This is a genomic window from Algoriphagus sp. 4150 (assembly GCF_031457395.1).
Taxonomy (GTDB): Bacteria; Bacteroidota; Bacteroidia; order Cytophagales; family Cyclobacteriaceae; genus Algoriphagus.
In genome coordinates this window covers 16363-41110 of sequence record NZ_JAVDWS010000024.1, presented here as the reverse complement: position 1 = coordinate 41110, position 24748 = coordinate 16363, and the positions used below count along the sequence as shown (strand labels likewise).

Here is a 24748-nt window from a genome sequence, read left to right as displayed (position 1 = left end):
TTATAGCTTAAAATTTGACATTAAGATTGAAACCCAAACCTCTTGTGGACGGAAGACCGGTGGATTCCATACCAATTAGATTATCCGAGGAGTAACCGAAGGATTCTGGGTCAATATTATCCACCCATTTCTTAATCATGAATACGTTGTTTGCTACAAAATTCAGCTTGACTGATTTGAAAGGCTGATTCTCCGGAAGGTGTTTTGTAAAATCATAGCCTAACGTAATTTGTCGAAGCTTCCAATATCCCGCATTATAAATTACCGGCTCTACCAAAGCCTGAGATCTCACCACCTCCCAGTACGATTGTACAGGGGCGACCACCGTATTTATCTCCCCGGCTTCATTTACGCCATCTCCAATAACTCCACCTTCACGCCCTTCCAAAGTCATCTTATGAAGACCGTGTCTTGTTGCATTAAAATTGGTACCTGAGAGCATGGTATTGCCCAATTTGAAATCAATCAAAAATGAAAGCATTACACCTTTATAATTAAATGAGTTGTTGATTCCTCCCACCCAATTCGGCAAAGCACTTCCGAAATTGATCAAATCATTTGTGCGGAGAGGAAGTCCGTTGGCACCAAAAATTTTTCGGCCTTGATCATCTCTCTTATAGCCAAAACCGGCTACTTGTCCCATTTCCATACCGACAATTTGCCGCAGCTCACCATTAAAGACGTGAGTACCAACTGTTATTCTTTCACCGGGGGTATCTGTCAGAAGACTAAGAACTTCTGTTATGTTATATGCTGCATTGAAAGATGTCTCCCACGAGAAATTTGCCGATTCAATAGGTACAACTCTCAAGAGCATCTCCACCCCTTTGTTGGTGCTCTTCCCACTATTGATCGATGTATTCACAAAGCCCGAAGCATCCGAAATCTGCGCACTGACAATCTGATCTGTGGTGAGCTTTCTATATGCTGCTAAGTCTAAGGAAACCCTCGCCTGAAACATACTAAGTTCAAGCCCAATCTCTGCTTCTCCGATTCTCATTGGTCTCAGATCCGGATTGGGAAGATTAGTACCATCAGGGCCACCTATCGGCTGTCCGTCCAGTAAATTATTGTTGATCCCATAAAAAAGCACATTTGAATAGGCTCCAACATCCGCATCGCTTCCCACCTCTGCATATGCCGCCCGCAACTTACCGAAGTTAAGCCAGCCCGTACTGCCTGTATTTTCCGTGAAAACCCAGCTTGCAGATACTGAAGGGTAAACAATGCTTCTATTTTCTTTGGAAAGTGTAGAAAACCAATCATTTCTCAAAGTACCTGTCAAAAACAGCATATCCTTAAATGAGAATTCTGCCGAACCATAGAGGGAATTAACCGCACGCTCATTCAAATCATACAGAGGGTCCTTGGCCCTTCCATTCTGCACGGTATATAAGTCCCTTACCACAAAATCCGTAACCTGCACACTATTACGATCTGAGCGGCGCTGCATATGGTTTCCACCAAAATTTGCATTTACTGTATAATCTCCAAATTTGTGATTCACATTAATAAGGAAATCCGTATTGATTTCACGGAATCGCCGGGATTCCTGAGTGTACATACCATTGACAAATCCCGACGGTGCAGCCGCTCTGGAAGCTTGGCCTGTGGGGAAATTATTATAGTCTTGATCACGTGACCAATAATCCTCTCCAACTCTTCCCTGAATAAACATCCAAGGTAGGATATCATATTTCACGGATATATTTCCGAAAATCCTATCCCTTTTTATGTTCTGAAATTGTTCAGCAAGGGTGAAGTATGGGTTGGTGCGGTTGCGAAATCTTGAGTAGACTGCTTCGTCCCCGTTTGCATCATATTTATTTTCATCTAGGATATTCAGCGGCATTGAATTAGCCATACTATATAGAGCCACCGGAATGGTATTGTCTTGCTCCCCGATATTTGGTGGGTTTTTGTTCTCCTCTACGGAATAGTTAAAATTGCCTTTGAAGCTAAATTTGGGTGTCAAATTATAGCCAAAACCCATGTTTATCGTCTTTCTGTTAAAGGTATTGTTGGGTACAATTCCCTTACTGTTTAGATCCGAAAAGGATAGACTAAGCCCGCCTTTCTCCGTAGATGTAGCGAGGGTTATAGAATTAGTCATGTTTTGTCCGTTGCGAAAAAAGTCATTGATGATCCCCCTCACAGGCTGGTAAGGGACCGTTATGCCATTAAACAGCATCTGCGTCATTCCGGGCTGGAACCTCTCTCCGAATGACCATTGTCCCGAAGTCGGATTTGGGGTGGTGGGCCTTACACCTTGTTCACCCTGACCGTATTCATATTGATAATCGGTAAAGTCCAGAGGTGCCTCATTTGTATAATTCAGGTTATAGGTGATTCCAATCCCCTTTGTATCATTTTTACTTTTGGTAGTAATCATTACCACTCCATCTTTGGCACGGGAACCATATAATGCCGCCGCTGCAGCTCCTTTTAGAATCGTCATGGATTCTACATCATCCGGATTGATACTGGAAAGCCCATCTCCACCATCAGAGGTATTCCCTCCCCCTCCCCTTACACCAATGGAACTTTCAGAACCGCTGCTGTTTGGATTAGTGCCAAAATTTGTATTGTCTATTGGTACTCCGTTCACTACTATCAGTGGATTGTTTTGCCCTGAAATAGAAGATTGACCACGTATACGGATTTTGGATGTACCTCCGGGCCCTGATCCCAATGCAGAGATAGATACACCTGCTACTTTTCCCTGAAGGGCATTCATGACATTGGGAGTCCTATTTACAGTCAATTCATCTGATTTCACTGTGGAAGTAGAGTAACCGAGGCTTTTGGCAGACTTTTCTATACCCAAGGCAGTCACGACTACTTCTTCCAGATCACTTTCATCCACCTTCATTGTCAAGTCAACCACGGATCTGTTGCCAACCGTAATTTCCTGATTGAGATAGCCTACAAAAGAAAAAACCAAAACGGAGGATTCACTATCCACATTGATGGAATAATTCCCGTTGTTGTCGGTAACTGTACCTACAGCAGTTCCCTTCAGCAATACATTTACTCCCGGAAAACCCACGCCATTTTCATCCGTCACTTTACCGGTAATCTGGACTCTACGGCTATCCATTCTTGAATTTACACTTCTGGCCATACCTGCGTTTGCAGTGGAAATTCTCCCTTCCGAAGATGGGGTCAGCGATGCTGTTTGGATAAATTTCAAATCAGCTCCATGGGCAGTCTGGTTAGGCCTATTTTGAAATATCACATAAAAATTCTCACCTACCTTTTCGTAACTGAGTCCTGTTTCTTTCAAAACTGCTTTTAACCCTTCCTCCACTGTATCGAAGGAAGATTTTGATGACTTGATCTTTTTTGACTGGACCAATTCATCCTTGTAAGCTATCGAGACCTTGAATCTGCTCTCGAATTGGGTCAGGACCTCTTTCAGGTCTCTGTTGTCATATCTAGATGTAGAAGTATCTAGGTGTTTTTCTGAAGCTATCAAACCCTCGACTTGCGCTGATGCAAACCAAGAAATCGAATAGCTTATACATACTAATAGTACAAACTTTCTCATTGTAAATAGGGTTGAGGTTATTTGGGGAATAGTTCATTATGGGTTATTTAATCAGGTACTTATTTTGCTCGTTTTCTATTTCGATATTGAAGATTTTGGAAATCTGCTCCATAAAATTCGCCGCATCACTTAGTGGCATAGAGCCTGATGCTGTTTGTTTTAGCACTTCCTGATCTTGGACATCGATCTCAATTCCGTAATTATTTCTGGCCATTTTTATGATCTCTTCCAGGCTGGTCTCATCCAGATGAAGAACTTTATCTTTCCAGGATGTATAGTGTGCGGTATTTACCTGCTTACGCTGAAACTTACTTGCTTTAAACTCTACCAATTCCCCCGGTTTCATCAGGATTTTCCCCTCCTTCTCTTTCACCGGAAAGCTAAGGGTTACCAGCCCGGATGCGAGCACCACCTCTGTCTCCTGCGATCGGTTATAGACATTAAATTCCGTTCCCAATACTTCTATAGCCACATTTTGAGAACTAAATACTCTGAAAGGTTGATGATCAGTTTTATGAACCACACTAAAAAAAGCCTCCCCTTCTATCCGGATTTCCCTGGCGGTCTGGTCTTCCCAATCATTTACAAAAGTCAATTTGGAATTAGAATTCAAAATCACATTTGAGCCGTCAGGAAGCACGATCTCTCTGGTCTCTCCAAAAGCAGTTTGATATTCAATTTCTTTTGGCATTTCATACCAATACCACACAAGTAAAGCGAAAACGATAGACGCAACCGCAGAGGCAAAAGGCCAAAAATTCCTTTTTCGGGATGACAATTTAAGCTTCTGCGAGGGGTGTTTAATATCCGCTTGTATAGCACCCCAGACTGATAGCAATTCATTGGAGTCCATTGCAAACTTTGACTTCTCAAGTTTCAAAACCAACTCTTTTGCTTCTTCCAGCAATTTCACTTTGGATGGGTTAGCCTTTTTCCAAGTATTCCAAAACTCTTCATGAGCAGGATCTGAAAAGAGTACCCATTCTTTGAAAAAGGGATCAGTGACAAAGTCATCTGTAGAAAAATTATCGTAAGTGGTAGATTTATGATTCACTGCAACTCTTTTGGTTAATACCTATTAAGAGTATCAAGGCATGAAAACCTCATCATTTTTCTAGAAAAAAAATGAAATTAAATCATAAAAATACTTAAATAAATGACAAACAGATAGTTACAACCTCTTTATAACACAAGATAATTAAAAAATGAAGCTACCAGCCAAGCCTTTATTACAACCCTCATGCACTGTAATGCTTTTGAAAGAAGATTGTGGGCAGAAGCCGGTGTGATTGACATTAAGTCAGCTATTTCTGAATAGCTCAGGTTATTGAAATATTTGAGTACCAAGATTTCCCGCTGTCTTTTAGAAATTTTGGCAAGTGCGTTGGCTACCTTCCTCTCATTCTCCTTCATATAATCTAGGTAAACAAAATCATCTTCAATGGAAGATTCAAAAGCTATGGGCTCCTGACCTTCATCCAAATCAGTGAAGAGCTTTCGATCCCTGTTAATATTCCGGATAAGTAGATTACGAAATGACTTAAAGAGGTAATACTTGACCGAATCTACTTCCGAAAGTGATTCCCTCCTATTCCAAATTGTGGTAAACAACTCTTGGATACAGTCTTTGACCAGCTCCCTATTGTAGCAAAAATGCATCCCATAATTGAAAAGCAAGTTGGAAAAGCGCTGATATAAATTGGAAAAAGCAAGATCATTGCCTTTGACCAAGCTTTGCCACAACGCTCTCTCGTCAGAATATGAACCGATTTTTGGACTTCCTGAAATAAATAGATCAAGCTTGCTACCCATTTTCAAAATTTTATTACTGTAAAATTCGATTTTAAGGTAGTAAGTTTTTCATATTATATCAAACACTTACTTTAAATTTCTATTTGTAGAAAAAGACCAACTATTCCACATTAGTTTTCATCCTAGCATCCCCGCTATAAAAAAACCTGCATAAGTCCCCAAGGCATTACCCAAGCTTCCTACCAGTACCCCCGGAATCAACAAATCCGGGCGGTTCAAACTTTCAGCTGCAGCCAGGGCCGTGGTGTTTCCTCCCACATTTGCCTGAGAAGCCACTGAAATGATATCCCAATCTATTTTAACTAGTGCGCCAAGCCCAAAAATCACCAGTCCATGAATCAAAACCAGTACTGAAACAAACAAAAACAACACCCCTGCAAGATCGCCCAGTCCCGCCAATGTATCCAAATCACACAGTGTCCCGATAGCCGACAGGAAAAGTAAGATGAGGAAAAAGCCAATTGTGTGCGTACCCTCCAATTTATTCAGTAGCCGTATTTGAGCCAAAATCAACGCGATGGTGGTGAGTGTGAGTATCTCGGGTATCTGCGGAAAAAACTGTAAGGTTAACTTTGAAACTGCCATAGCCAGAAATGCTAAGCCTAGAATACTTGCCAAACCTGCAATGCTTATCGATTCGTTGGTTTTGATTTTTTGGTCTTCATTTGCCGACGGGAGGAGTTTTTTTCTGGGCAAAAAAGTCCGCAAATACTTCGGCAAAATTAGCGTAGCAATAATCCAAGGCGTCCCGATGAGGTTGTCTACCACAGTGGTGGCAGCAAACAATTCTGCATTTTCATTGACTTGATAGCTCAAGGCTATCGCATTGAAATTGATACTTCCTCCTATGTAAGTTCCTGTATACATCCCTGCTACAGCATTTGCCATTGGCCCGATTTCTACTGCCGGCTTCACTAGATACCACGCGACCAATACTCCGATAATTGTCCCCATCGCCCCAATGCCAAACATCACTAAAATCGGCATTCCTGCCTTTTTGAGACTTTTGAGATCTACCTCAAGCAAGGCAATAAAAATTCCCATCGGAGCCAAATACTTGAATATCCCCGTATAAACAGGATTACCGCTCGTCGCAGTAGGGATAATACCGAAGTTCGCTGCAATAGCCGTAATCACTATCACCAATATAGGTGTGCCGATCGTTTTCCAGCCCTTGAATTTTGCCAGCCAAACAGAAAGCAGCACAAACATGCATAGCATTCCACTGATGTAAATGGGATCCTGAGTCCAAGTCATTGGGAAAAATAGGTAAAAAATCACTTTCTGAGCAAACTCAGTTTTGGACTTTACCTAATTAGAAATTCCACCTTGTCCCCCACATCTAAAAAACTTCCCGACCTGATCGGTCACTCGTATGGAAAAACTCCCGGATTTTTGCACAAACAAATACAATATCCTCTCCTCTCATCCAGGGATTAAGTGGCAATGAGAGCCCCTGCCGACTTAACTTTCCCGCATTTTCAAAATTTCCCGCACAGGCAAATCCCCTCATCTCAGGCAAGCTGTGGGGATAATGAATGGCTGTACCCACTCCTTGCTTGGACAAAAACTCTTTCAATTCATTTCTTTTAGGAGTTTGCACTACAAAGAGATGGGCATTATGATCCTCTTCCAAAATGCCGGCAGGCAATCTTAGCTCTTCCCTATCTGCCAATTCCTTTAGATACATCCCGGCAAATCTTTTTCGTAATTCTTGGAATGAAGCAAACCTGTCCATAAAAACAGCTAGAAACCCTGCTTGTATAGCATCGATTCTGCTATTTCTTCCTACCAATTCATGTTCATCACGAGCTTTCTGCCCATGATTAAGTAGCCGTCTAATTCGCCCGTTGAGTTCAGGTGAGTCTGTCAGGCACATTCCCGCCTCTCCCAAAGCGCCGAGATTTTTAGTAGGATAAAAACTCAGGCATCCCACGTCTCCAAAAGTACCTGCGGCTTTCTTCTTCTGAAAGGATCCAAAAGACTGGGCTCCGTCTTCGATCACAAAGAGTTTATGTTTCTTTGCTTTAGCCATCAGATTTTCCATGTCCACCATTTTGCCATACAGATGAACAGGCATCACTGCTTTCGTTTTCCCGGTGATTGCTTCTTCCCAGTCGGCAGCCAATAGTCCATTCGCATCCGTATCCCAGAAAATAGGTTCTGCTCCCACCATAACTACTGCCTCGGCGGTGGATACCCAAGTCATCGCGGGAACGATCACCTCATCCCCGGAGCCGATTTGCAATGCCCGCAAGGCAAGTTCCAGCGCATCTGTACCATTGGCACATGCAATAGAAAATGGGGAGCTGAGGTAAGTTGAAACTTTAGACTCAAGTGACTTTACCTCCTTTCCGCCGGAAAAAACACCTTCGTCAAGCATTTCCGAAAATTTGGATTTCAAAGCTGATTTCAGCTCAGAATCCATTCTTTTCAAATCAAGAAACGGAACTCTCATCCAGTAATTTGGCCAATTGAAAACTTAAATTTCTTCGGGAATAATGCGCTATTTCAGTTGCCGAAACCGCTTCGCCACTTCGCTCAAACAACTTCCTCAAACTGACCTGAATAGCCACATAATCTGAATGAGACAGAACTTCCCCAGCTCCGGATTCTTCCAAAATCTTTGCAGAATCTCCTTCAGGATCTCCCAAAGCCAGAATCGGCAAGGTGGTCGCCATGTATTCGAATAGTTTCCCCGGGATATTCCCTTTGCCGTTTTTAGTATTAGTGAGGATCAAAGCCAGAGCATCTGCCTTCTCATAAAAACCAAAAACTTCCTGATGAGACACATATCCCGCCAAAACCACATGGGCAGAAAGCCAGGGATCAGCTACAATCTGTTCACGTACATGATCACTTACGCGTCCTACAAAAGTGAACACCACTTCCCCTTTCTCTTTTGAAAACTCCTCTTTCATCGCCTTAAGCAAAGGCATTGGGTTTCTGATCGAATCTATGATCCCGGTATACACCAGATGCAAACTGCCCGCTTTTTTTTCTCCCACAGAAAAATCCGGAGGAATATCAGCCAAATCAAACCCATTGGTCAGCAAATGAATCTCACGATGTGCCAATAGCCTTAAATCATGCTGAAACGTGGGAGATATAGTAGTCACCACATCCGCTTCACCCAGCACCTGCCTCTCTAGTTTTTCATGTTTTTTCCGCACTTGACTCTGCATGGGAAGTTTATCCAGAAACTCCCATTGTGACCAAGGATCCCGAAAATCAGCAAGCCAAAAAACATTCGTTTTTCGCTTCAATTCTCTCCCAATCAAATGCATGGAATGTGGTGGCCCGGTAGTAATTATCGCCTGAAACTGCCCTTTTTCCACCAATTCAGTCAAGAATTTGACCGAAGGTTTGACCCAAAAAATCCGGGGATCAGGCACCATCAAATTCGCCCTCAGCCAGATCGCTGCTTTTTCTAGAAAACTGTGATTTTTTTGTTCCAGCACTCTTCCCGGATGCGATTCTTTTTTCCCCCGGAATCTATCTAAAAGTTGATATGGTTCCCAAATCGGGAATTTCATTACCTCCACATTGGCTGAAATCTCCTTTTCCAAACTCTCATCTTTCAGGTCAAAGTCAGGATTTTCCGGTGTAAAAATCACCGGCTCCCAACCTGCTTCCGGTAGATATTTGGCAAATTTCAGCCAACGCTGTACACCGGAGCCTCCACTTGGTGGCCAATAATACGTAATGATTAGAACTCTTTTGGACATAATTTGGAACAAGGTATTAAGCACAAAGTACCAAGTAGCCGGCCATAAAATCAAATTTCTAAAAAGAACATTAATGAACCGGCATTCAAAAAGGAGATGGAAGGATAAAGCGGGACTGAATAGAGGGCTGGATGTGGGAAGTGGTCAGTAAGCAGTCACAGTTCTGCTTCAAAATCAGTCTTAGTTGTGATCATTCACCTAGTGCAGTCTGAAAACCGCATTGAACCGGACCCAAGTCCGGAAACAAGAATCAAATGGCATAGTACCTCACTTGCGTTCTCCTCGTAAAACTCCGCGTCCCGGCTAATCTATTTCTACAAAAAAAGAGGCTGTCTCATAACTCATAATTGTCACATTGAGCGAAGTCGAAATGGGCTTAATTAGCACATAAAAGGCTTCGACTTCGCTCAGCCTGACAAGAAAACATGATTATGAGACAGCCTCGTTCCCAATTTCAAATTTGAGATTTCAAATTTCTAAATTCCTTATTCTCCCTCTGCCAGAGAGTAGCCTCTCACACCGTCAAAGGAGTATAAATTTTCAGTCTTAATGAAATCAAATCCCAGTTCTTCCACTTGCTTCAATAACTCACGAATCTGAGCATGCGAAATCGTTGACTGCTCGGGAGTCTGGAATCTACATCTCCAATGATCGGTACAGAAAGACTCACGCATGCCGTCAGGGAAAACTTTAATCCCTCTGTTGGTGATCAAAGTCAATTGCAACCCATCAGCATTTGCCTGGCGGAGTTTCTCACCCAACACCTGCGGATCTCTTCCCGGCTCATCCCAATCTACAAATACATCCACACCGATCAATTCCTTGTTGGCTTTGGTCACAGGAGAGACGAACACATTCATAGGAGTCGTATCCTTGTCAAAAGATGCCGGAATCATCGAAGATGGAACTTGTCCCAATCGTTCGATTACCGCATTGGCAAATTCCTCTGTTCCGGCTTTCTTGGTAGAAAGTCCTTCTTGATAGATATCCCCTGTGTGGATTCCATCTTCCAACGTTTTCATCCAAGCATTTGAGATTTTTTCAGCAACTTCAGGCTGTCCTATATGAACCAGCATCATGATCGCTCCATTGAGCAATCCGGATGGATTTGCGATGCCCATACCTGTGATATCAGGTGCCGAGCCATGAATCGCTTCAAACATGGCCACTTCCTCACCCACATTGGCAGAGCCACCAAGTCCTACAGAACCTGTCACCTGAGCAGCCACATCAGAAATGATGTCACCATATAGGTTCAAGGTCACGATCACATCAAATGTCTCCGGTCTGTCCGCGATTAGAGCTGTTCCGATATCGATGATTTTGTGGTCAGTTTTGATATCGGGGTATTCCTTGGAGATCTCATCAAATGTCTTGTGGAAAAGACCATCAGCCAACTTCATGATGTTGTCTTTGGTCATACAGGTAACCTTCTTACGACCGTATTTTTTTGCATACTCAAATGCATATCGGATAATCTTCTCAGAACCCGGCTTTGAGATCAATTTCAACGATTGAAATACCTCCTGAGTCTGTCTATGCTCGATTCCTGCATATAAATCCTCTTCATTCTCACGGATAATCACCAAGTCTGTCTCAGGAAAATGCGTCTTGATAAACGGTGAAAAAGCCTTACAAGGCCTCACATTTGCGTACAGACCAAAGGAAGTCCGGGTAGTGACATTGAGTGACTTAAATCCACCGCCTTGGGGAGTAGTGATAGGTGCCTTCAGGAAAATTTTCGTCTCTCTGAGCGATTCAAAAGCATTTGGCTCCATTCCTGAACTGATACCTTTCAGGTAAACTTGCTCTCCGATTTCTATCACATCATATTCAAGCTGGGCACCGGCTGCTTCTAGGATCGACAAAGTGGCCTTCATGATTTCGGGACCTATCCCGTCACCATAGGCTACCGTAATTTTTCTTTTGGAAGACATATTATTATAGTGGATTTAGTTAGAATTTGATTTCGAACAAAAGTAAATAAAAATGTGGAAGCAGTTTTTTGACCTGGGATAAAATCGACATTATCCATACTTAAATTACAAAAGGGGTAATAATCCCTTACCTTAGGCTTATCATTTTCTCTATGCGCAGTTTGGGATTGAATACCCTGCTTGTATATTTGTTTTATACTCAACGATGAACTATGGCTGATTTCAAAAATATCCTAACTGATGTGAAGAATGGAGTGCTCTACCTGACTGTCAATAGAGAAGACAAAATGAATGCACTTAATTTTGACACATTGGAGGAGCTCAAGGTGATTTTTGAAGAAGTTTCTGACAATAAAGAGATTAAAGCCGTGATTATCACGGGTTCAGGCGAAAAGGCCTTTGTGGCTGGAGCCGACATCAGTGAGATAGCTTCGCTGAATGAAGTGAATGCGCGCAAATTCGCCGAGAACGGACAGGAAATCTTCAGCAAGATAGAAAATTGCCATAAGCCTGTGATCGCTGTGAATAATGGCTATACGCTTGGCGGAGGCTGTGAGCTCGCTATGGCCTGTCATATGAGAATCGCTACTGCAAATGCAAAATTCGGGCAACCTGAAGTCAATCTCGGTATCATTCCGGGCTATGGAGGAACTCAGCGGTTGACCATCCTTATCGGGAGAGGAAAAGCCAACGAATTAATGATGACAGGTGACATGATCGGCGCTGAAGAGGCCAAGACCTTAGGGCTTGTCAATTACGTTCTCCCTACCAAAGAAGAAGCTCTAGGGAAAGCTGAAGAAATCATCGCCAAAATCCTTAGCAAAGCGCCGCTTGCTATCGGTATGATCATTGACTGTGTCAACTCGGTTTACGTGCCTGACGAAAATGGTTTTCAGACAGAAGCAAACAGCTTTGCCAGATGTGTGAAATCGGGAGATTACAAAGAAGGGACTTCTGCTTTTCTGGAAAAAAGACAGCCGCATTTCAAAGGAGAATAAACTCCTTTTTACTTAATGGGTAATTTCAAAAAACTAGCCGGACAAACCGCAGTTTATGGCCTGAGTAGTATCCTCGGTCGGTCGATCAATTTTTTAATGGTCATCGTGTACACCCAATACCTCAGCAAAGAGGCATTCGGATCGTTCACCAGTATCTATGCATTAATCGGATTTCTTAACATTGTTTTCACCTATGGGATGGAAACTACTTTTTTCAGATTTGCCACAGGCAAAAACCTAGACCCGGCAAAGGTTTACAATTCTACCCAATCCTTACTGATCACAAGCACCCTGGTTTTGGGTTCCGGATTGTATTTACTGGCTCCTTCGCTTGCCGAATGGCTGGACTATCCCGGTCAGGCTTATTTATTCAGATGGACTGCATTGATACTTTCTTTTGATGCGGTCCTAGCCATTCCTTTTGCCAAGCTCCGCTTAGAAAATAAAGCACTGGTTTTTGCAGGAGCCAAAATCTTCAACATACTCCTGAATATATTCTTCAACCTTCTACTGATCATAGGATTTCCCTTTTTGATTTCCACAGGAGTGATTTCAGAAGGTTTTTTAGGATACAGATCAGATTGGGGAGTGGAATACATTCTCCTATCAAATCTCTTTGCAAATGGTTTGATCATTCCGCTTATCTGGTGGAAAGCGGGTTTCTTCCGGTTCAGCCTGGAAAAAACTATCATCAAGCCCATGTGGACCTATTCCATCCCGCTGCTATTTATGGGATTGGCAGGAGTGACCAATGAGTTGTTTTCCAGATTCTTATTTGAATATGTATTGCCTCCCAACTTTTATGCAGGACTTAGTGCACGGGAAGCGGGTGGAGTATTCGGAGGCAACTTCAAACTTGCCATCCTGATGAACTTGGTGATTCAGGCATTTAAATATGCTGCCGAACCGTTCTTTTTCAAGCAATCAGCCGACAAGAATTCTCCTCTGCTATACGCAAAGGTGATGCATGCGTTTATTATTTTTTGCTCGGTACTGATGATCGCCATCTCGGTAAACCTAGACTGGTTGGGACCATTGTTTTTAAGACAAGCCGGCTATGAAGAAGGGCTGTTTATAGTACCTACACTCCTGATGGGCTACTTACTTCTCGGCATTTATTTCAATCTTTCTATATGGTTTAAAATCACCGATCAGACCAAATACAGTTTTTGGATCACATTGGTCGGGGCGATAATCACTGTGGCGATAATCTTCGTATTTGTACCGATCTGGGGGTACATGGGCGGTGCGCTCAGTACGATTTCCTGTTATCTGGTGATGTGCCTGCTTTGCTATCTTTACGGACAAAAACACTATCCTATCCCTTATAAAACAACAAAAGGATTTATTTATCTACTTGTATCCTTTGCTGTTAGCTATTTGGGATTTTATATTGATCTAGGAATTCCTATGTTGAATTTCTTTATCAAAAACAGCCTGATTCTAGTTTATTTTGGATTAATATTCTTACTGGAGAAAGATCAAATCATTTCTTATTTACCCAAGAGCAAAAAATTATAATCTTAATTTTCATCAACCGGGGATCATTTTTGAGTCAACTCTCGTTAACACATCCAATTGCCCTTAAAATAAAAACTTTAAGTATTTCATTCCTATCTGCAAACAACCCCTTATTGCATAAAAGGCATTATGTTTGTGGATTCAAGCTGCAGTCCCTATTTCCCGTGAAGTTCAAAAGAATACTCCTAATATTTCTCGTAGCCGTCATTGGCTCCACAGCAGGTTTTGCCCAAGACAAACTCTCCAAGAAAGAGCGAACCGACATGCTTAATGGATCGCAAGGCTCCCGTTACTTCATAGAGGGGGAGAAAAACCTTGTACTTGATGAAATGGAAAAAGCTTATTTCTATTTCCAAAAAGCAATGGAATTCTCCCCGAAAGAACCCGCCATCCATTACAAAGTTGCTGAGGTTTTGGTCAAAACAAACCAAGCAGAAAAGGCAATGCCCTACGCTACCAAAGCCGCAGAGCTAGACCCTGAAAACAAATATTACTCCTTGATGCTAGCTGAGATTTATACCAATCTCAAGCAGCCCCTCAAGGCTGCTGACATATTGGAAAAGCTAACTTCTGATGGAGAAAACAACCAGCAGTACAACCTGGATCTAGCATCAATTTATTTAAATTCCGGAGAGCTCGACAAGGCTTTGACTGTGCTTGACAGAGCAGAAGATTATTATGGAGTGATGGAGCCGATCACACTTCAGAAGCAGCGGATTTATTTAAATAAGAACAACCTAAGTCAGGCTATCACAGAAGGTGAAAAGCTGATGGAAGCACGTCCGGGCAATCCAGCCTATGTCATGAATCTAGTCGAGATTCTGTATAACAATAATCGCGTAGATCAAGCATTGGAATTGGTCCTTGGGGAAATCAAAAAATATCCAAATCAACCCGAATTGCAAATGGCCGCCCACACGCTACTTAAAGACAAGGGAAATATCGACGAGTCCATCCATTATCTTTATTCGGCGTTTGCCAGTCCTGATCTTGATCCCGAGGTCAAATCAAAAACTTTTATCAGCCAGTTAAACGAGATTAAAACCCAAAATCAGGAGATATTACTGGATAGTCTGGAGACACTGATGAATATGTCAAGTCCTGATAACGACATGATCTATGCTGCTCTGGGCGAAAGAAAAATGCGTGAGCAAAAGCAAGCCGAAGGGATAGAATACTTCAAAAAATCACTTCTGATTAATCCCAAGAATGCAAAAATGCTAGAGCAGGTCATTTTAGGTTCTTTTGGAGAAAATGCGGATTTCATTGAATTGGAAAAATTCACCATTCTTGGTGTTGATGAATTTCCGCAAAAACCAGAATTCTGGTTTTATGACGGGGTAGTAAAATCTGCTCAGAAGAAGGATGAAGAAGCTGTGGCATCTCTGCAGAAAGCCATAGAGCTAAATGCCGGCAAAAACCCTCAGTTGGATCAAGTAGCCTATGGGGCTTTGGGAAGCTCATTATATAATTTGGGGGATAAGGAAGAAGCTTTTCTGAATTTCGATAAAGCACTGGAGATCAATCCTAATGACGAGCAAGTACTGAACAATTATTCCTATTTTCTTTCTCTGGAAAAGAAGAATCTGGAAAAGGCCAAGACAATGTCTGATAAAGTTGTCAAGCGATTTCCGGAGAATGGCACTTTCCTTGATACTCATGCTTGGGTTCTTTTTCAGATGGAAGATTACGAAGGAGCCAAGAAATTTATGGATCTAGCCCTGAAGCATGAAGCTGAGCCAAGTGGAGTGATGCTCGAGCATTATGGAGACATTTTATTCCATTTGGGTAAAGAGAATGAAGCAATAAGTTATTGGAAAAAAGCAGAAGGAAGCCCTGAGGCTTCTGATAAACTTTCACGAAAAATTAAAGAAGGAAAATACCATGAATAAACTTTTTGCAGGAATCATGCTTGTCTTAGGTTTTGGCCTTCTTTTCTCCTGCTCCAAAAAGACAATCATCTATCAGGCGGACGGGAAAATGGAAGGATTTTCACCTGTCTATACGGACTACGGATTCATGAGTGCCAAGGCCAAAGTAGTAATAGAAGAAGAGTCTGGCAAGATCACCCGTGGTAGTTTGAACCTGCGTGCGAAGAAAGATTCTGTGTTATGGTTTGTCATTTCGCCAGGCATGGGGATGGAGGCTGTTCGCGGTTTGATCACAAAAGACAAAATCCAAATCAAAGATAGAATAGGGCGGGAAGATATAAATCTCACATTCGACGAATTTGAATCAATCTATGGCCTAAAATTATCACTTGAGATTTTCCAGAACGTGCTTTTTGCCAATCCTCCCCATGAGGTAGATTACAAAGACAGATTGGTTCGGGTAGGCAAATCATTTGAACTAACCCAAGTCCGGGACAAGGTCAGGTACTTCTCCAAAGTCGATGTCAATTACAAAAAAGTCTCAGAATTAGTGAGCAATTCGCTGGATGACAGGGGATCCTTACTTGCCAGCTATGCTACTTTTCAGGAAGTGGACTCTAACCCATTCCCTTTTGAAGTACTCTATAAGCTTGCCTATCAGCTCCCTGAAGGTGGTCAACACACGATCATCCATGTGGAGTGGACATCCGTAGACCCTAACTCCGAGCCACTTAGCTTCCCTTTCAAATTTTGACCTGCATGTATAGTAAATACCTTATTCCATTTAGCCTTCTGATTGGATTGATATTTTTTTCGGCAGTTGATCTTTCTGCGCAGACCAAGAAAACCCGTGAGCAACTTGAGAAGGAGAAAGCCGAGGTACAGGCTAGGTTGCTGGAATTTGACAAAATTCTCAAACAGACCACAGCAACTAAAAAAAGTACCATAGGTGAATTAAATGCGGTAACCAGGCAGTTCCAGACTCAAACCAAACTGGTCAATACCCTCGATAGAGAAGTAAAGCTGATCAATCAGGAGATCAAAGAGACTGAATCAAAAATCGTCGGTCTGGAGAGTCAGCTGAAAGATCTGAAAGCCGAATACGGTCGAATGATCTACAATGCTTCCAAACTTAACAGAGGACTTTCCATCGTTTCGTTTGTCTTTAGTTCAGCAAATTTCAACCAGCTTTATTCCAGACTGATGTATTTGAAACAATACACAGATAGCCGTAAGCAACAGGCAGCCCAAATCGAAAAACTAAGTCTTGAGCTTTCAAATCAGCGGGTGTTACTGGATCAGAAAAAAATAGAAAAAGAAAAAGTTCTGGTTGAGGAGCAAAAGGAACGCGCTCAGTTGGATAAGATGAAGCGGGAGCAAGAGGGATTGGTAAATACCCTCACGAGCAAGGAAAAAGACATCAAGAAACAGATTACCGCAACCAAAAAGCAGCAGGATCAACTGAACAGAATGATCAAGCAGGTAATCGAAGATGAGATTAAACGGGCGGAAGCGGCGGCAAAGAAAGAAAACAGTACTGCTACCAAATCATCCGGAAGCAGTATGCCGATGACTCCGGAAGTAGCGGCTTTATCCAATTCGTTTGCAGGAAACAAAGGCAGGCTGCCTTGGCCTGTGGAAACAGGTTTTGTCTCCCAAGGATTTGGAACTTATCCCCACCCTACTTTGAAAGGCATCACTATGGAAAGTGACGGGTTGGATATCCGAACTCAGCCGAACTCTTCTGTAAGGGCGGTGTTCGATGGTACTGTCACCAAAATCACCACAATGCCCGGCTTTGGCGGAACCGTAATCATCAAACATGGGGAGTATTATACCATGTATAGCAAGTTGAAAACCATTACTGTAAAATCGGGTCAAACTGTAAGTGCAAAAGACGTAATTGGTCAAGTAGCTACAGGAGCAAACGGCGAATCGGAAGTACATTTTCAGACCTGGAAAGGCCTGACTGTCATGAATCCTTCTGCCTGGCTTACATCCAAGTAGCAGAGAATTGCGTATATTCATAAAAAAGATTGACTCCTACCCCGCTGAACTTTGTGTAAGCGGATCACAGTTATATCTTTGTAACCTCATTTACCCTTAAACACACACCATCATGACTACATTAGGTTTCATTCAAAACATGGGCGGTGGCTCGATCGTACTGATCGTATTGGTCGTCCTTCTCCTGTTTGGTGCTAAAAGAATACCTGAATTGGCTCGTGGCCTTGGGCGTGGTATCAGAGAATTCAAAGATGCTACCAAGGACATTCAGAACGACCTGGAAGAGGGACTGAAAGAAGACAAGAAAAAGTAATCTCTTAAGCCAATAAAATTGGAAAAATTCATCTCATTCGACGAAATCAAAAAATCGCTCGAAAAGAAGGAAACAGACTGTTGCGAGATAGTCAGATATTATTTAAAAAACATTCAGACGAAGGCGCACCTCAACGCCTTCGTCGAAGTTTACGAGCAATCCGCATTGGAGCAAGCTGATCTTATCGATCAGAAATTGGCCAAGGGAAATGCAGGTAAACTTGCCGGAATGGTCATCGGCATCAAAGATGTGCTTTGCTATACCGGCCATGAGTCAAATGCCTCCTCCAAAATACTTGGTGGTTTCGAATCACAATTCACCACCACAGCTATCCAACGCCTATTGGATGAAGATGCCATCATCATCGGCAGACTTAATTGTGATGAATTCGGAATGGGAAGCTCCAATGAGAATTCAGTCCATGGCAAAGTATTGAACGCCGCAGATGAATCACGGGTGCCCGGAGGATCCTCAGGAGGATCAGCAGTTGCCGTTCAGGCAAATCTTTGTACCACTTCCTTGGGTACTGATACGGGTGGATCAGTCAGACAGCCTGCAGCATTTACGGGTGTGATCGGAATGAAACCGACTTACTCCCGCGTTTCCCGCTGGGGTTTGATTGCATATGCTTCTTCTTTTGACTGTATCGGCGTATTTTCCCATACGGTAAAAGACAATGCGCTCGTCATGGAAATCATGGCAGGACACGATGAATTTGACAGTACATCTTCAAGAAAATCAGTACTTCCCTACAGTCAACTGCTACATTTTGACAAAAAAGCAAAAGTTGCTTACCTCAAAGAGACGATAGAATCAGCGGCTCTTCAGCCTGAAATCAAAGCCAATACCCTGAAGGTTTTGGAAAAACTGAAATCCGAAGGACATAGTGTGGAAGAAGTAAGTTTCCCATTGCTGGACTTTATCCTTCCTACCTATTATATTTTGACCACCGCAGAGGCAAGTTCTAACTTGTCCCGCTTTGATGGTGTGAAATATGGCTATCGTACGCCAAATGCACATAACCTGGAAAGCATGTACAAGCTGACGAGAAGTGAAGGATTTGGCGAGGAAGTAAAACGCAGAATCATGCTGGGCACTTTTGTGCTTAGCGCCAGTTATTATGATGCATATTTCACCAAAGCACAGAAAGTCAGAAGATTAATAAAAGACTTCACGGAAAATCTTTTGAATGATTTTGACTACATTATTATGCCGACTACACCATCTACAGCGTTTAAGTTTGGTGAGCATAGCGGCGATCCGGTAGCAATGTACCTGGAAGATCTATTCACAGTACAGGCATCGGTATCTGGAGTTCCTTCTATTTCGTTGCCTAACGGCAAGGATAAGCAAGGAATGCCGATTGGATTGCAAGTGATTTGCAACTCATTCAAAGAGGCTGAATTGTATGCTTTCAGCAATTACCTGACCGAATTGACTTCATAAATAAACCCATTATCCCAATGAAAAGACCTTTGACCAGAACCTTCACACTTGCGCTTATCACATGTCTGATCCCTCTGTCCAAAGCTTTTTGTCAGGATGATGAATCTGTAGCGGCAGCTCCCTTACTTGACGAGGAGGTTTTGCCAAATTATCATTACGAATACATTCCTGATTTCACTTATGAAGACATTAACCACCGCGTAAAAGCGATGGATCATGAGATGTCTTTTGAGCTAAACGACCGCATTTTTTCCTTTATACAATACTTTACGGTAAGAAACAGAGACTACACCAAAATGGTCATAGCCCGTAAAGAGATGTTCTTTCCGATGTTTGACCAAACAATGGCAAAGCATGAGATGCCGTTAGAAATCAAATATTTATCCATCATAGAATCCGGACTGGATCCGCAGATCCGCTCTAGAGTAGGTGCGATGGGGCTTTGGCAGTTTATGCCGGCTACCGGCAGAATGTATGGAATGAACACCAACGATGAAGTGGATGACAGAATGGATCCGGAGCTTTCCACTGAGGCCGCAGCAAAATACCTGAAATCACTCCATAGGATGTTTGGGGATTGGGAAGTAGCTATGGCTGCATATAATTGTGGTCCCGGCAACGTGAGAAAAGCCATACGAAAATCTGGAGGCAAGAATACCTTCTGGGGAATTTACAATTACTTGCCAAAAGAGACACGCAGCTACGTACCCCAAGTACAAGCCATGCTTTATATACTAAATCACCTTGAAGAGCATAATTTCCATCCGGAAGATCCCACCTACGTGGTGGAGTATGAGAAAATCCGTTTTGACAGAGCACTTAGCTTGGACAAACTTGCAGAGCTCACCAACCTATGCGTTGCAGATCTGCAAACTTTAAATCCTGCAATCAAAAACAAAAAATTGCCTGACAGCAACAGAAACATGGCGCTTCGTATTCCAAAATCGAAAGCCCCATACATCAAAGAAAATCTTGCATGGCTGAGTGACTCTCTAAACAATGCTCCAACAGTATTACTGGCATCAAACGTACAAGTGCAATCCGTAGAAGCCCTGGCACAGGAGATCAGGCAAAACGGCACTACCTACAAAGTAAAATCGGGAGACGTCCTGGGGACAATAGCCAGTCGTCATGGAGTCACAGTCGCCCAGATTAAATCATGGAATAACCTCTCTTCAAATCTAATCCGTGTAGGCCAGACATTGAACATCAACTCAGGAATGTCCGGAAACATTGCTTCTACCCAAACAAACTCCTCAGGACAAACCACTTACACTGTACAGCCGGGTGATTCTTTGTGGATTATTTCCAAGAAACATGAAGGCTTGACTGTGGAACAAATCAAACGGTTGAATAACCTCAATTCAAACAATATTAAGCCCGGTCAGAAACTCATCATCGGCTAATTCAAGGCAATCCTGTCCTCAGTTTGTTAATTTTTTTTAACTAATGGCAATATTCAATCCTAAATAAGGTTATGTGTTGTTATGTCATTAATTTGACCTTATCCAAGAACAAAACAATCAAAAATGAAGACGTTTTCATCCTTTCTCATAGCCCTAGTAATAGGCACTCTCCTTATTTCCTGCGAAAATGATGGAACGGCGGTTGACAGTTCCAAACCAAAAGCAAGAGGCTCTATCGGAGAGATCATCTTAGTAATAGACTCAGCAAAATGGGCTGGACCCGTTGGGATTGAGTTAAAAGAGATTTTCGAATCTGATATCCCGGGAATGATTCGCTCCGAAGCAAAATTCAAGGTAAATACCGTTGATCCCCGAGCAATGACCCGTATGCTCAAAATGTCAACAAACCTGATCTATGTCACCACATTTGACGACAAAGGCGCTGCCAGTCAAGCAATCAATGCCCAGTTCTCCAAAGAATCTAAAGAAAAAGCGATGAATGATCCTTCACTTTATTCCCTGAGAATGGAGGATGAATATGCAATCGGTCAGGAAGTCCTGTACCTATTTGGAAACAATGAAGATCAACTCATTGAAAATCTTAAGAAAAACAGAAACCGGCTTCAGAATTTAATAGAAGTAAGAGAAAGAGGTAGACTGGAAAAGGTCATTCTAGCCCGGAAAAATACAGCCGCAGCTTTCGAAGCAAAAAAGAACCTTGGAATCGAAATCAATGTGCCTGCCTCATATCAAGTAGCAAAGTCTGAAAATGACTTTCTATGGGTAAGACAAATCACTCCAAGCGGAAATAGAGCTGATATCAGTTTGTTTTTTTATGAGACAGATTACACCTCGGAGGAGCAAACATTCCCTGCAAACATCCTCAAACTCAGAGATGCTATCACAAAACATCATATTTTCGGTGATCCGGAAGACACCACCTCTTATGTAGTATCTGAAAAACAAATCCCTCCAGTCTTCAGAAACATGGTGATTAATGATAATTTTACCACAGAAATGAGAGGTTCCTGGAAAACCAACAACACCAGCATGGGTGGATCTTACTTGGGTTACCTGATGGTTGATCAGAAAAAAGGAAAACTTTATTACATTGAGGGCTTCGTATTTTATCCAAATGAAGTACACAGAGATGCCCTTCGTGAAATCGAGACCATTCTTCTCAACACTAACGTGAGTTGGAAGGATGACCAGGGGGCTTAAAACCCAATTATATTAGTTTTTTATGGCAATCAAAATCCGCAAGGAAGACGCACTTAATTATCATACGCAAGGCTCGCCCGGCAAAATCGAAGTAAACCCTACCAAGCCGCTTTCCAGTCAGATGGATCTTGCCCTTGCTTACTCCCCCGGAGTAGCTGAGCCATGCAAGGAAATCGCAGAAGACGTAGAAAACATCTATAAATATACCGCCAAAGGTAATTTGGTCGGGGTGATATCCAACGGGACAGCAGTACTGGGGCTTGGTGATATTGGGCCTGAAGCGTCCAAACCGGTAATGGAAGGAAAAGGAGTGCTTTTCAAAAAATTCGCTGGGATAGACGTTTTCGACATTGAGATCAACGAAAAAGACCCGAAAAAGCTAATTCAGACAATAAAATCCCTGGAGCCTACTTTTGGGGGTATAAATCTTGAGGATATCAAAGCACCTGAATGCTTTGAAATCGAGGCCGCACTCAAACAGGAAATGAATATTCCTGTCATGCATGACGACCAGCACGGCACCGCAATTATTTCAGGAGCAGCATTACTAAATGCCTTGGAGCTTGTTGGCAAGGATATTTCCAAAATCAAATTGGTAGTAAACGGAGCCGGTGCCGCAGCGATTTCTTGCACCCGGTTTTACATTTCCCTTGGCATCAAAAGAGAAAATGTTGTCCTTATAGATATCGTAGGTATACTTCGATCTGACAGAATAGATCTGGATGATATCAGGAGAGAATTTTGTACTGATAGGGACCTATATACACTTACGGATGCGTTGAAAGATGCTGATGTATTTTTGGGGCTTTCCGCCGGCAATATTGTGACACAAGAGCAGCTCATGTTGATGGCACCAAATCCGATTGTTTTTGCTTTGGCAAATCCTGACCCTGAAATCTCCTATGATTTAGCAGTTGCAGCCCGGGAAGATCTCATCATGGCTACAGGTCGCTCTGATCATCCTAATCAGGTGAACAATGTACTTGGTTTCCCCTATATTTTCCGCGGAGCATTGGACGTACGGGCAACGGCTATCAACGAAGAAATGAAGCTCGCTGCAGCTCATGCCATTGCCAAATTGGCCAAAGAACCGGTGCCGGATATAGTCAACAAAGCATATGGTGAAGATAAGCTGGGATTTGGTCGACTATACCTGATCCCAAAACCTCTCGACCCTCGATTGATAACAACTATCGCTCCTGCTGTAGCTAAAGCTGCGATGGAATCCGGTGTGGCAAAGTACCCTATAAAAGACTGGGACGCTTACGAGCTGGAGCTTCAAGAGCGAATCGGGATAGATCAGAGACTGATGTCTGTAGTCATAGCCAGAGCTAAGAAAGATCCTAAACGCGTGGTATTTGCAGAGGCTGATAATAGAAAAATCCTCAAGGCCGCGCAAATCATCCGTGATGAAAAAATCGGAGAACCAATACTTCTGGGAAATCGGGAGAAAATATTATCGCTAATCGAAGACAATGCGCTGGATCTGACTAACGTCACCATTATTGATCCTCTGGAAGAAAAAGACCTGCTGGAGAAATTCGCAAGTATGCTTTTCCAGAAACGTCAAAGAAAAGGAATGACCGCCGGTGATGCGGCCAGACTAGTCAGTCAGAGAAATTATTTCGGTGCATTGATGGTAGAATCAGGAGCTGCAGATGCATTTATTTCCGGACTTACCAGAGATTACCCGAAAACTATTTTGCCTTCACTTCAGACGATTGGTGTGAAACCTGGAGTGAATCGCGTAGCGGGTATGTACATCATGAATACTCCAAAAGGCCCATATTTCTTTGCTGATGCCACAGTAAACCTCAATCCAACTGCGGAAGAATTGGTAGAGATCATTGGGTTGACGGCAGATGCGGTGAGATTCTTTAATATGGAGCCTAGGATCGCTGTTCTTTCCTACTCTAATTTTGGCTCCGCCAAAGGAGATATTTCCGGGAAAATGGCCAAAGCAACGGCGATTGCCCAGAAAAAATATCCGGACTTGGTGATTGAAGGAGAAATGCAGGCAAATGTCGCTATAAATGAAGACATTCAACGCGAAATGTATCCGTTCTCCAAACTCATCAATAAAAGAGCGAATACCTTGATCTTCCCTGATTTGAGCTCAGGAAATATCGCATATAAGCTTCTTTCCGAATTGGGTAACTCTGAAGCAATCGGTCCAATCTTGCTCGGAATGAACAAGCCCGTACACATCCTGCAGCTGGGTAGTTCTATTCGGGAAATAGTAAATATGGTGGCTGTAGCTGTAGTCGATGCCCAATCCACTAACAATTTATGATCGATTATCTACGGGGAAAACTGGTTTTCAAAGACCCCACCTATGTCATCATAGATGTAAATGGAATAGGCTACCATGTGAAAATCTCACTACAGACCTATACTGAAATTAAGGATGAGGAGCAAATAAAGCTCCTCACCTTCCTTCATATCAAAGAAGACGCTCACACACTTTTTGGGTTCAAGAAAGAAGAGGAGAAGCGTCTGTTTTTAATGTTGCTTTCTATCAATGGAGTTGGACCAAGCACCGGCTTAATGATTCTATCATCGCTTAGTTCTGCCGAAATAGAACAAGCGATTCTGGCCGGAGACGTAGCTACCATACAGCATGTCAAAGGGATAGGAGCAAAAACTGCCCAAAGGATAATTTTAGAGTTAAAAGATAAAGTAGGAAAAGGAGGAATTGATGCTAACCTCGCGCCACTTGGTTTCTTGAAGCCAAACAATAAAATACGCGAGGAGGCGTTACAAGCACTTATTACGTTGGGTTTTCCAAAAGCCGCTGCTGAAAAAAATATAGCAACAGTTCTCAAAAAAACCCCGGGAGAAATTTCATTGGAAGATTTAATTAAAGCATCTTTAAAGACATCATAATTTTAAGTTGTATTGAACTTTTGGAGTTTACTGACTTTTTTCGGAAGGAGAT

The 24748-nt window shown here is 42.5% G+C and carries 18 protein-coding genes; 11 read left to right on the top strand and 7 right to left on the bottom strand.

What is annotated here, in order from left to right; translation table 11 throughout:
• Positions 1–7: 7 nt before the first annotated feature.
• The 7 genes from J2X69_RS21460 to J2X69_RS21430 all read right to left on the bottom strand — a co-directional run bounded on the left by J2X69_RS21460 (position 8) and on the right by J2X69_RS21430 (position 11027).
• Positions 8–3124, bottom strand: a complete 3117-nt coding sequence (locus tag J2X69_RS21460; RefSeq protein ID WP_409014467.1) for a SusC/RagA family TonB-linked outer membrane protein — start codon at positions 3122–3124, stop codon at positions 8–10.
• A gap of 469 nt (positions 3125–3593) precedes the next feature.
• Positions 3594–4604, bottom strand: a complete 1011-nt coding sequence (locus J2X69_RS21455) for a FecR domain-containing protein (RefSeq protein WP_310107954.1) — start codon at positions 4602–4604, stop codon at positions 3594–3596.
• 128 nt (positions 4605–4732) lie between these two features.
• On the bottom strand, positions 4733–5362 hold the full coding sequence (locus J2X69_RS21450) for a sigma-70 family RNA polymerase sigma factor (protein WP_310107951.1): 630 nt from the start codon (positions 5360–5362) through the stop codon (positions 4733–4735).
• A gap of 117 nt (positions 5363–5479) precedes the next feature.
• Positions 5480–6619 carry a DUF819 family protein gene (locus J2X69_RS21445; protein ID WP_310107949.1) on the bottom strand — a complete coding sequence of 380 codons (1140 nt, stop codon included), beginning with the start codon at positions 6617–6619 and terminating at the stop codon, positions 5480–5482.
• An 85-nt stretch (positions 6620–6704) separates the two neighbouring features.
• Entirely contained in the window at positions 6705–7820 is a 1116-nt protein-coding gene (locus J2X69_RS21440; RefSeq protein ID WP_310107947.1) for a DegT/DnrJ/EryC1/StrS family aminotransferase, read from the bottom strand.
• Positions 7801–9090, bottom strand: a complete 1290-nt coding sequence (locus J2X69_RS21435) for a glycosyltransferase family 4 protein (protein ID WP_310107944.1) — start codon at positions 9088–9090, stop codon at positions 7801–7803. The genes J2X69_RS21440 and J2X69_RS21435 overlap by 20 nt, the downstream gene beginning before the upstream one ends.
• Before the next feature lie 485 nt (positions 9091–9575).
• Complete coding sequence (locus tag J2X69_RS21430; protein ID WP_310107941.1) at positions 9576–11027, bottom strand: NADP-dependent isocitrate dehydrogenase; 1452 nt, start codon at positions 11025–11027, stop codon at positions 9576–9578.
• A gap of 212 nt (positions 11028–11239) precedes the next feature.
• Here J2X69_RS21430 and J2X69_RS21425 point away from each other — a divergent pair, with 212 nt between their 5' ends.
• The 11 genes from J2X69_RS21425 (at position 11240) to ruvA (ending at position 24696) form a co-directional block, all read left to right on the top strand.
• Positions 11240–12025 (top strand): enoyl-CoA hydratase-related protein, encoded by a 786-nt coding sequence (locus J2X69_RS21425; RefSeq protein WP_310107939.1) that lies wholly within the window; start codon positions 11240–11242, stop codon positions 12023–12025.
• Between the two features lie 15 nt (positions 12026–12040).
• Positions 12041–13546 (top strand): lipopolysaccharide biosynthesis protein, encoded by a 1506-nt coding sequence (locus tag J2X69_RS21420; protein WP_310107937.1) that lies wholly within the window; start codon positions 12041–12043, stop codon positions 13544–13546.
• Between the two features lie 164 nt (positions 13547–13710).
• Entirely contained in the window at positions 13711–15438 is a 1728-nt protein-coding gene (locus J2X69_RS21415; RefSeq protein WP_310107935.1) for a tetratricopeptide repeat protein, read from the top strand.
• A complete protein-coding gene (locus J2X69_RS21410) occupies positions 15431–16171 on the top strand; it encodes a DUF4292 domain-containing protein (protein WP_310107933.1) in 741 nt (246 codons plus the stop codon). Before J2X69_RS21415 ends, J2X69_RS21410 begins: the two co-directional genes overlap by 8 nt.
• 5 nt (positions 16172–16176) lie before the next feature.
• Positions 16177–17424 carry a peptidoglycan DD-metalloendopeptidase family protein gene (locus tag J2X69_RS21405; protein ID WP_310107931.1) on the top strand — a complete coding sequence of 416 codons (1248 nt, stop codon included), beginning with the start codon at positions 16177–16179 and terminating at the stop codon, positions 17422–17424.
• 112 nt (positions 17425–17536) lie between these two features.
• Positions 17537–17737, top strand: a complete 201-nt coding sequence (locus tag J2X69_RS21400; protein WP_310107930.1) for a twin-arginine translocase TatA/TatE family subunit — start codon at positions 17537–17539, stop codon at positions 17735–17737.
• Between the two features lie 18 nt (positions 17738–17755).
• Positions 17756–19183, top strand: coding sequence for an Asp-tRNA(Asn)/Glu-tRNA(Gln) amidotransferase subunit GatA (gene gatA / locus J2X69_RS21395; RefSeq protein WP_310107929.1), 1428 nt, complete (start codon positions 17756–17758; stop codon positions 19181–19183).
• A gap of 17 nt (positions 19184–19200) precedes the next feature.
• Positions 19201–20589 carry a LysM peptidoglycan-binding domain-containing protein gene (locus J2X69_RS21390; RefSeq protein ID WP_310107927.1) on the top strand — a complete coding sequence of 463 codons (1389 nt, stop codon included), beginning with the start codon at positions 19201–19203 and terminating at the stop codon, positions 20587–20589.
• A 123-nt stretch (positions 20590–20712) separates the two neighbouring features.
• Entirely contained in the window at positions 20713–21810 is a 1098-nt protein-coding gene (locus J2X69_RS21385; RefSeq protein WP_310107926.1) for a DUF4837 family protein, read from the top strand.
• Positions 21811–21832: 22 nt separating this feature from the next.
• Positions 21833–24103: an NADP-dependent malic enzyme gene (locus J2X69_RS21380; RefSeq protein WP_310107924.1), complete on the top strand. Its 2271-nt coding sequence runs from the start codon at positions 21833–21835 to the stop codon at positions 24101–24103.
• Positions 24100–24696, top strand: coding sequence for a Holliday junction branch migration protein RuvA (gene ruvA, locus J2X69_RS21375; protein ID WP_310107922.1), 597 nt, complete (start codon positions 24100–24102; stop codon positions 24694–24696). The genes J2X69_RS21380 and ruvA overlap by 4 nt, the downstream gene beginning before the upstream one ends.
• Positions 24697–24748 lie beyond the last annotated feature (52 nt).

What these genes read in the sequence shown, in the direction of transcription:
- J2X69_RS21460 (WP_409014467.1), bottom strand. Translation starts at nt 3,124, where the DNA reads ATGGCCAGAAGTGTAAATTCAAGAATGGATAGCCGTAGAGTCCAGATT.
- J2X69_RS21450 (WP_310107951.1), bottom strand. Translation starts at nt 5,362, where the DNA reads ATGGGTAGCAAGCTTGATCTATTTATTTCAGGAAGTCCAAAAATCGGT.
- J2X69_RS21445 (WP_310107949.1), bottom strand. Translation starts at nt 6,619, where the DNA reads ATGACTTGGACTCAGGATCCCATTTACATCAGTGGAATGCTATGCATG.
- J2X69_RS21440 (WP_310107947.1), bottom strand. Translation starts at nt 7,820, where the DNA reads ATGAGAGTTCCGTTTCTTGATTTGAAAAGAATGGATTCTGAGCTGAAA.
- J2X69_RS21435 (WP_310107944.1), bottom strand. Translation starts at nt 9,090, where the DNA reads ATGTCCAAAAGAGTTCTAATCATTACGTATTATTGGCCACCAAGTGGA.
- J2X69_RS21430 (WP_310107941.1), bottom strand. Translation starts at nt 11,027, where the DNA reads ATGTCTTCCAAAAGAAAAATTACGGTAGCCTATGGTGACGGGATAGGT.
- J2X69_RS21425 (WP_310107939.1), top strand. Translation starts at nt 11,240, where the DNA reads ATGGCTGATTTCAAAAATATCCTAACTGATGTGAAGAATGGAGTGCTC.
- J2X69_RS21420 (WP_310107937.1), top strand. Translation starts at nt 12,041, where the DNA reads ATGGGTAATTTCAAAAAACTAGCCGGACAAACCGCAGTTTATGGCCTG.
- J2X69_RS21410 (WP_310107933.1), top strand. Translation starts at nt 15,431, where the DNA reads ATGAATAAACTTTTTGCAGGAATCATGCTTGTCTTAGGTTTTGGCCTT.
- J2X69_RS21405 (WP_310107931.1), top strand. Translation starts at nt 16,177, where the DNA reads ATGTATAGTAAATACCTTATTCCATTTAGCCTTCTGATTGGATTGATA.
- J2X69_RS21400 (WP_310107930.1), top strand. Translation starts at nt 17,537, where the DNA reads ATGACTACATTAGGTTTCATTCAAAACATGGGCGGTGGCTCGATCGTA.
- J2X69_RS21390 (WP_310107927.1), top strand. Translation starts at nt 19,201, where the DNA reads ATGAAAAGACCTTTGACCAGAACCTTCACACTTGCGCTTATCACATGT.
- J2X69_RS21385 (WP_310107926.1), top strand. Translation starts at nt 20,713, where the DNA reads ATGAAGACGTTTTCATCCTTTCTCATAGCCCTAGTAATAGGCACTCTC.
- J2X69_RS21380 (WP_310107924.1), top strand. Translation starts at nt 21,833, where the DNA reads ATGGCAATCAAAATCCGCAAGGAAGACGCACTTAATTATCATACGCAA.
- ruvA (WP_310107922.1), top strand. Translation starts at nt 24,100, where the DNA reads ATGATCGATTATCTACGGGGAAAACTGGTTTTCAAAGACCCCACCTAT.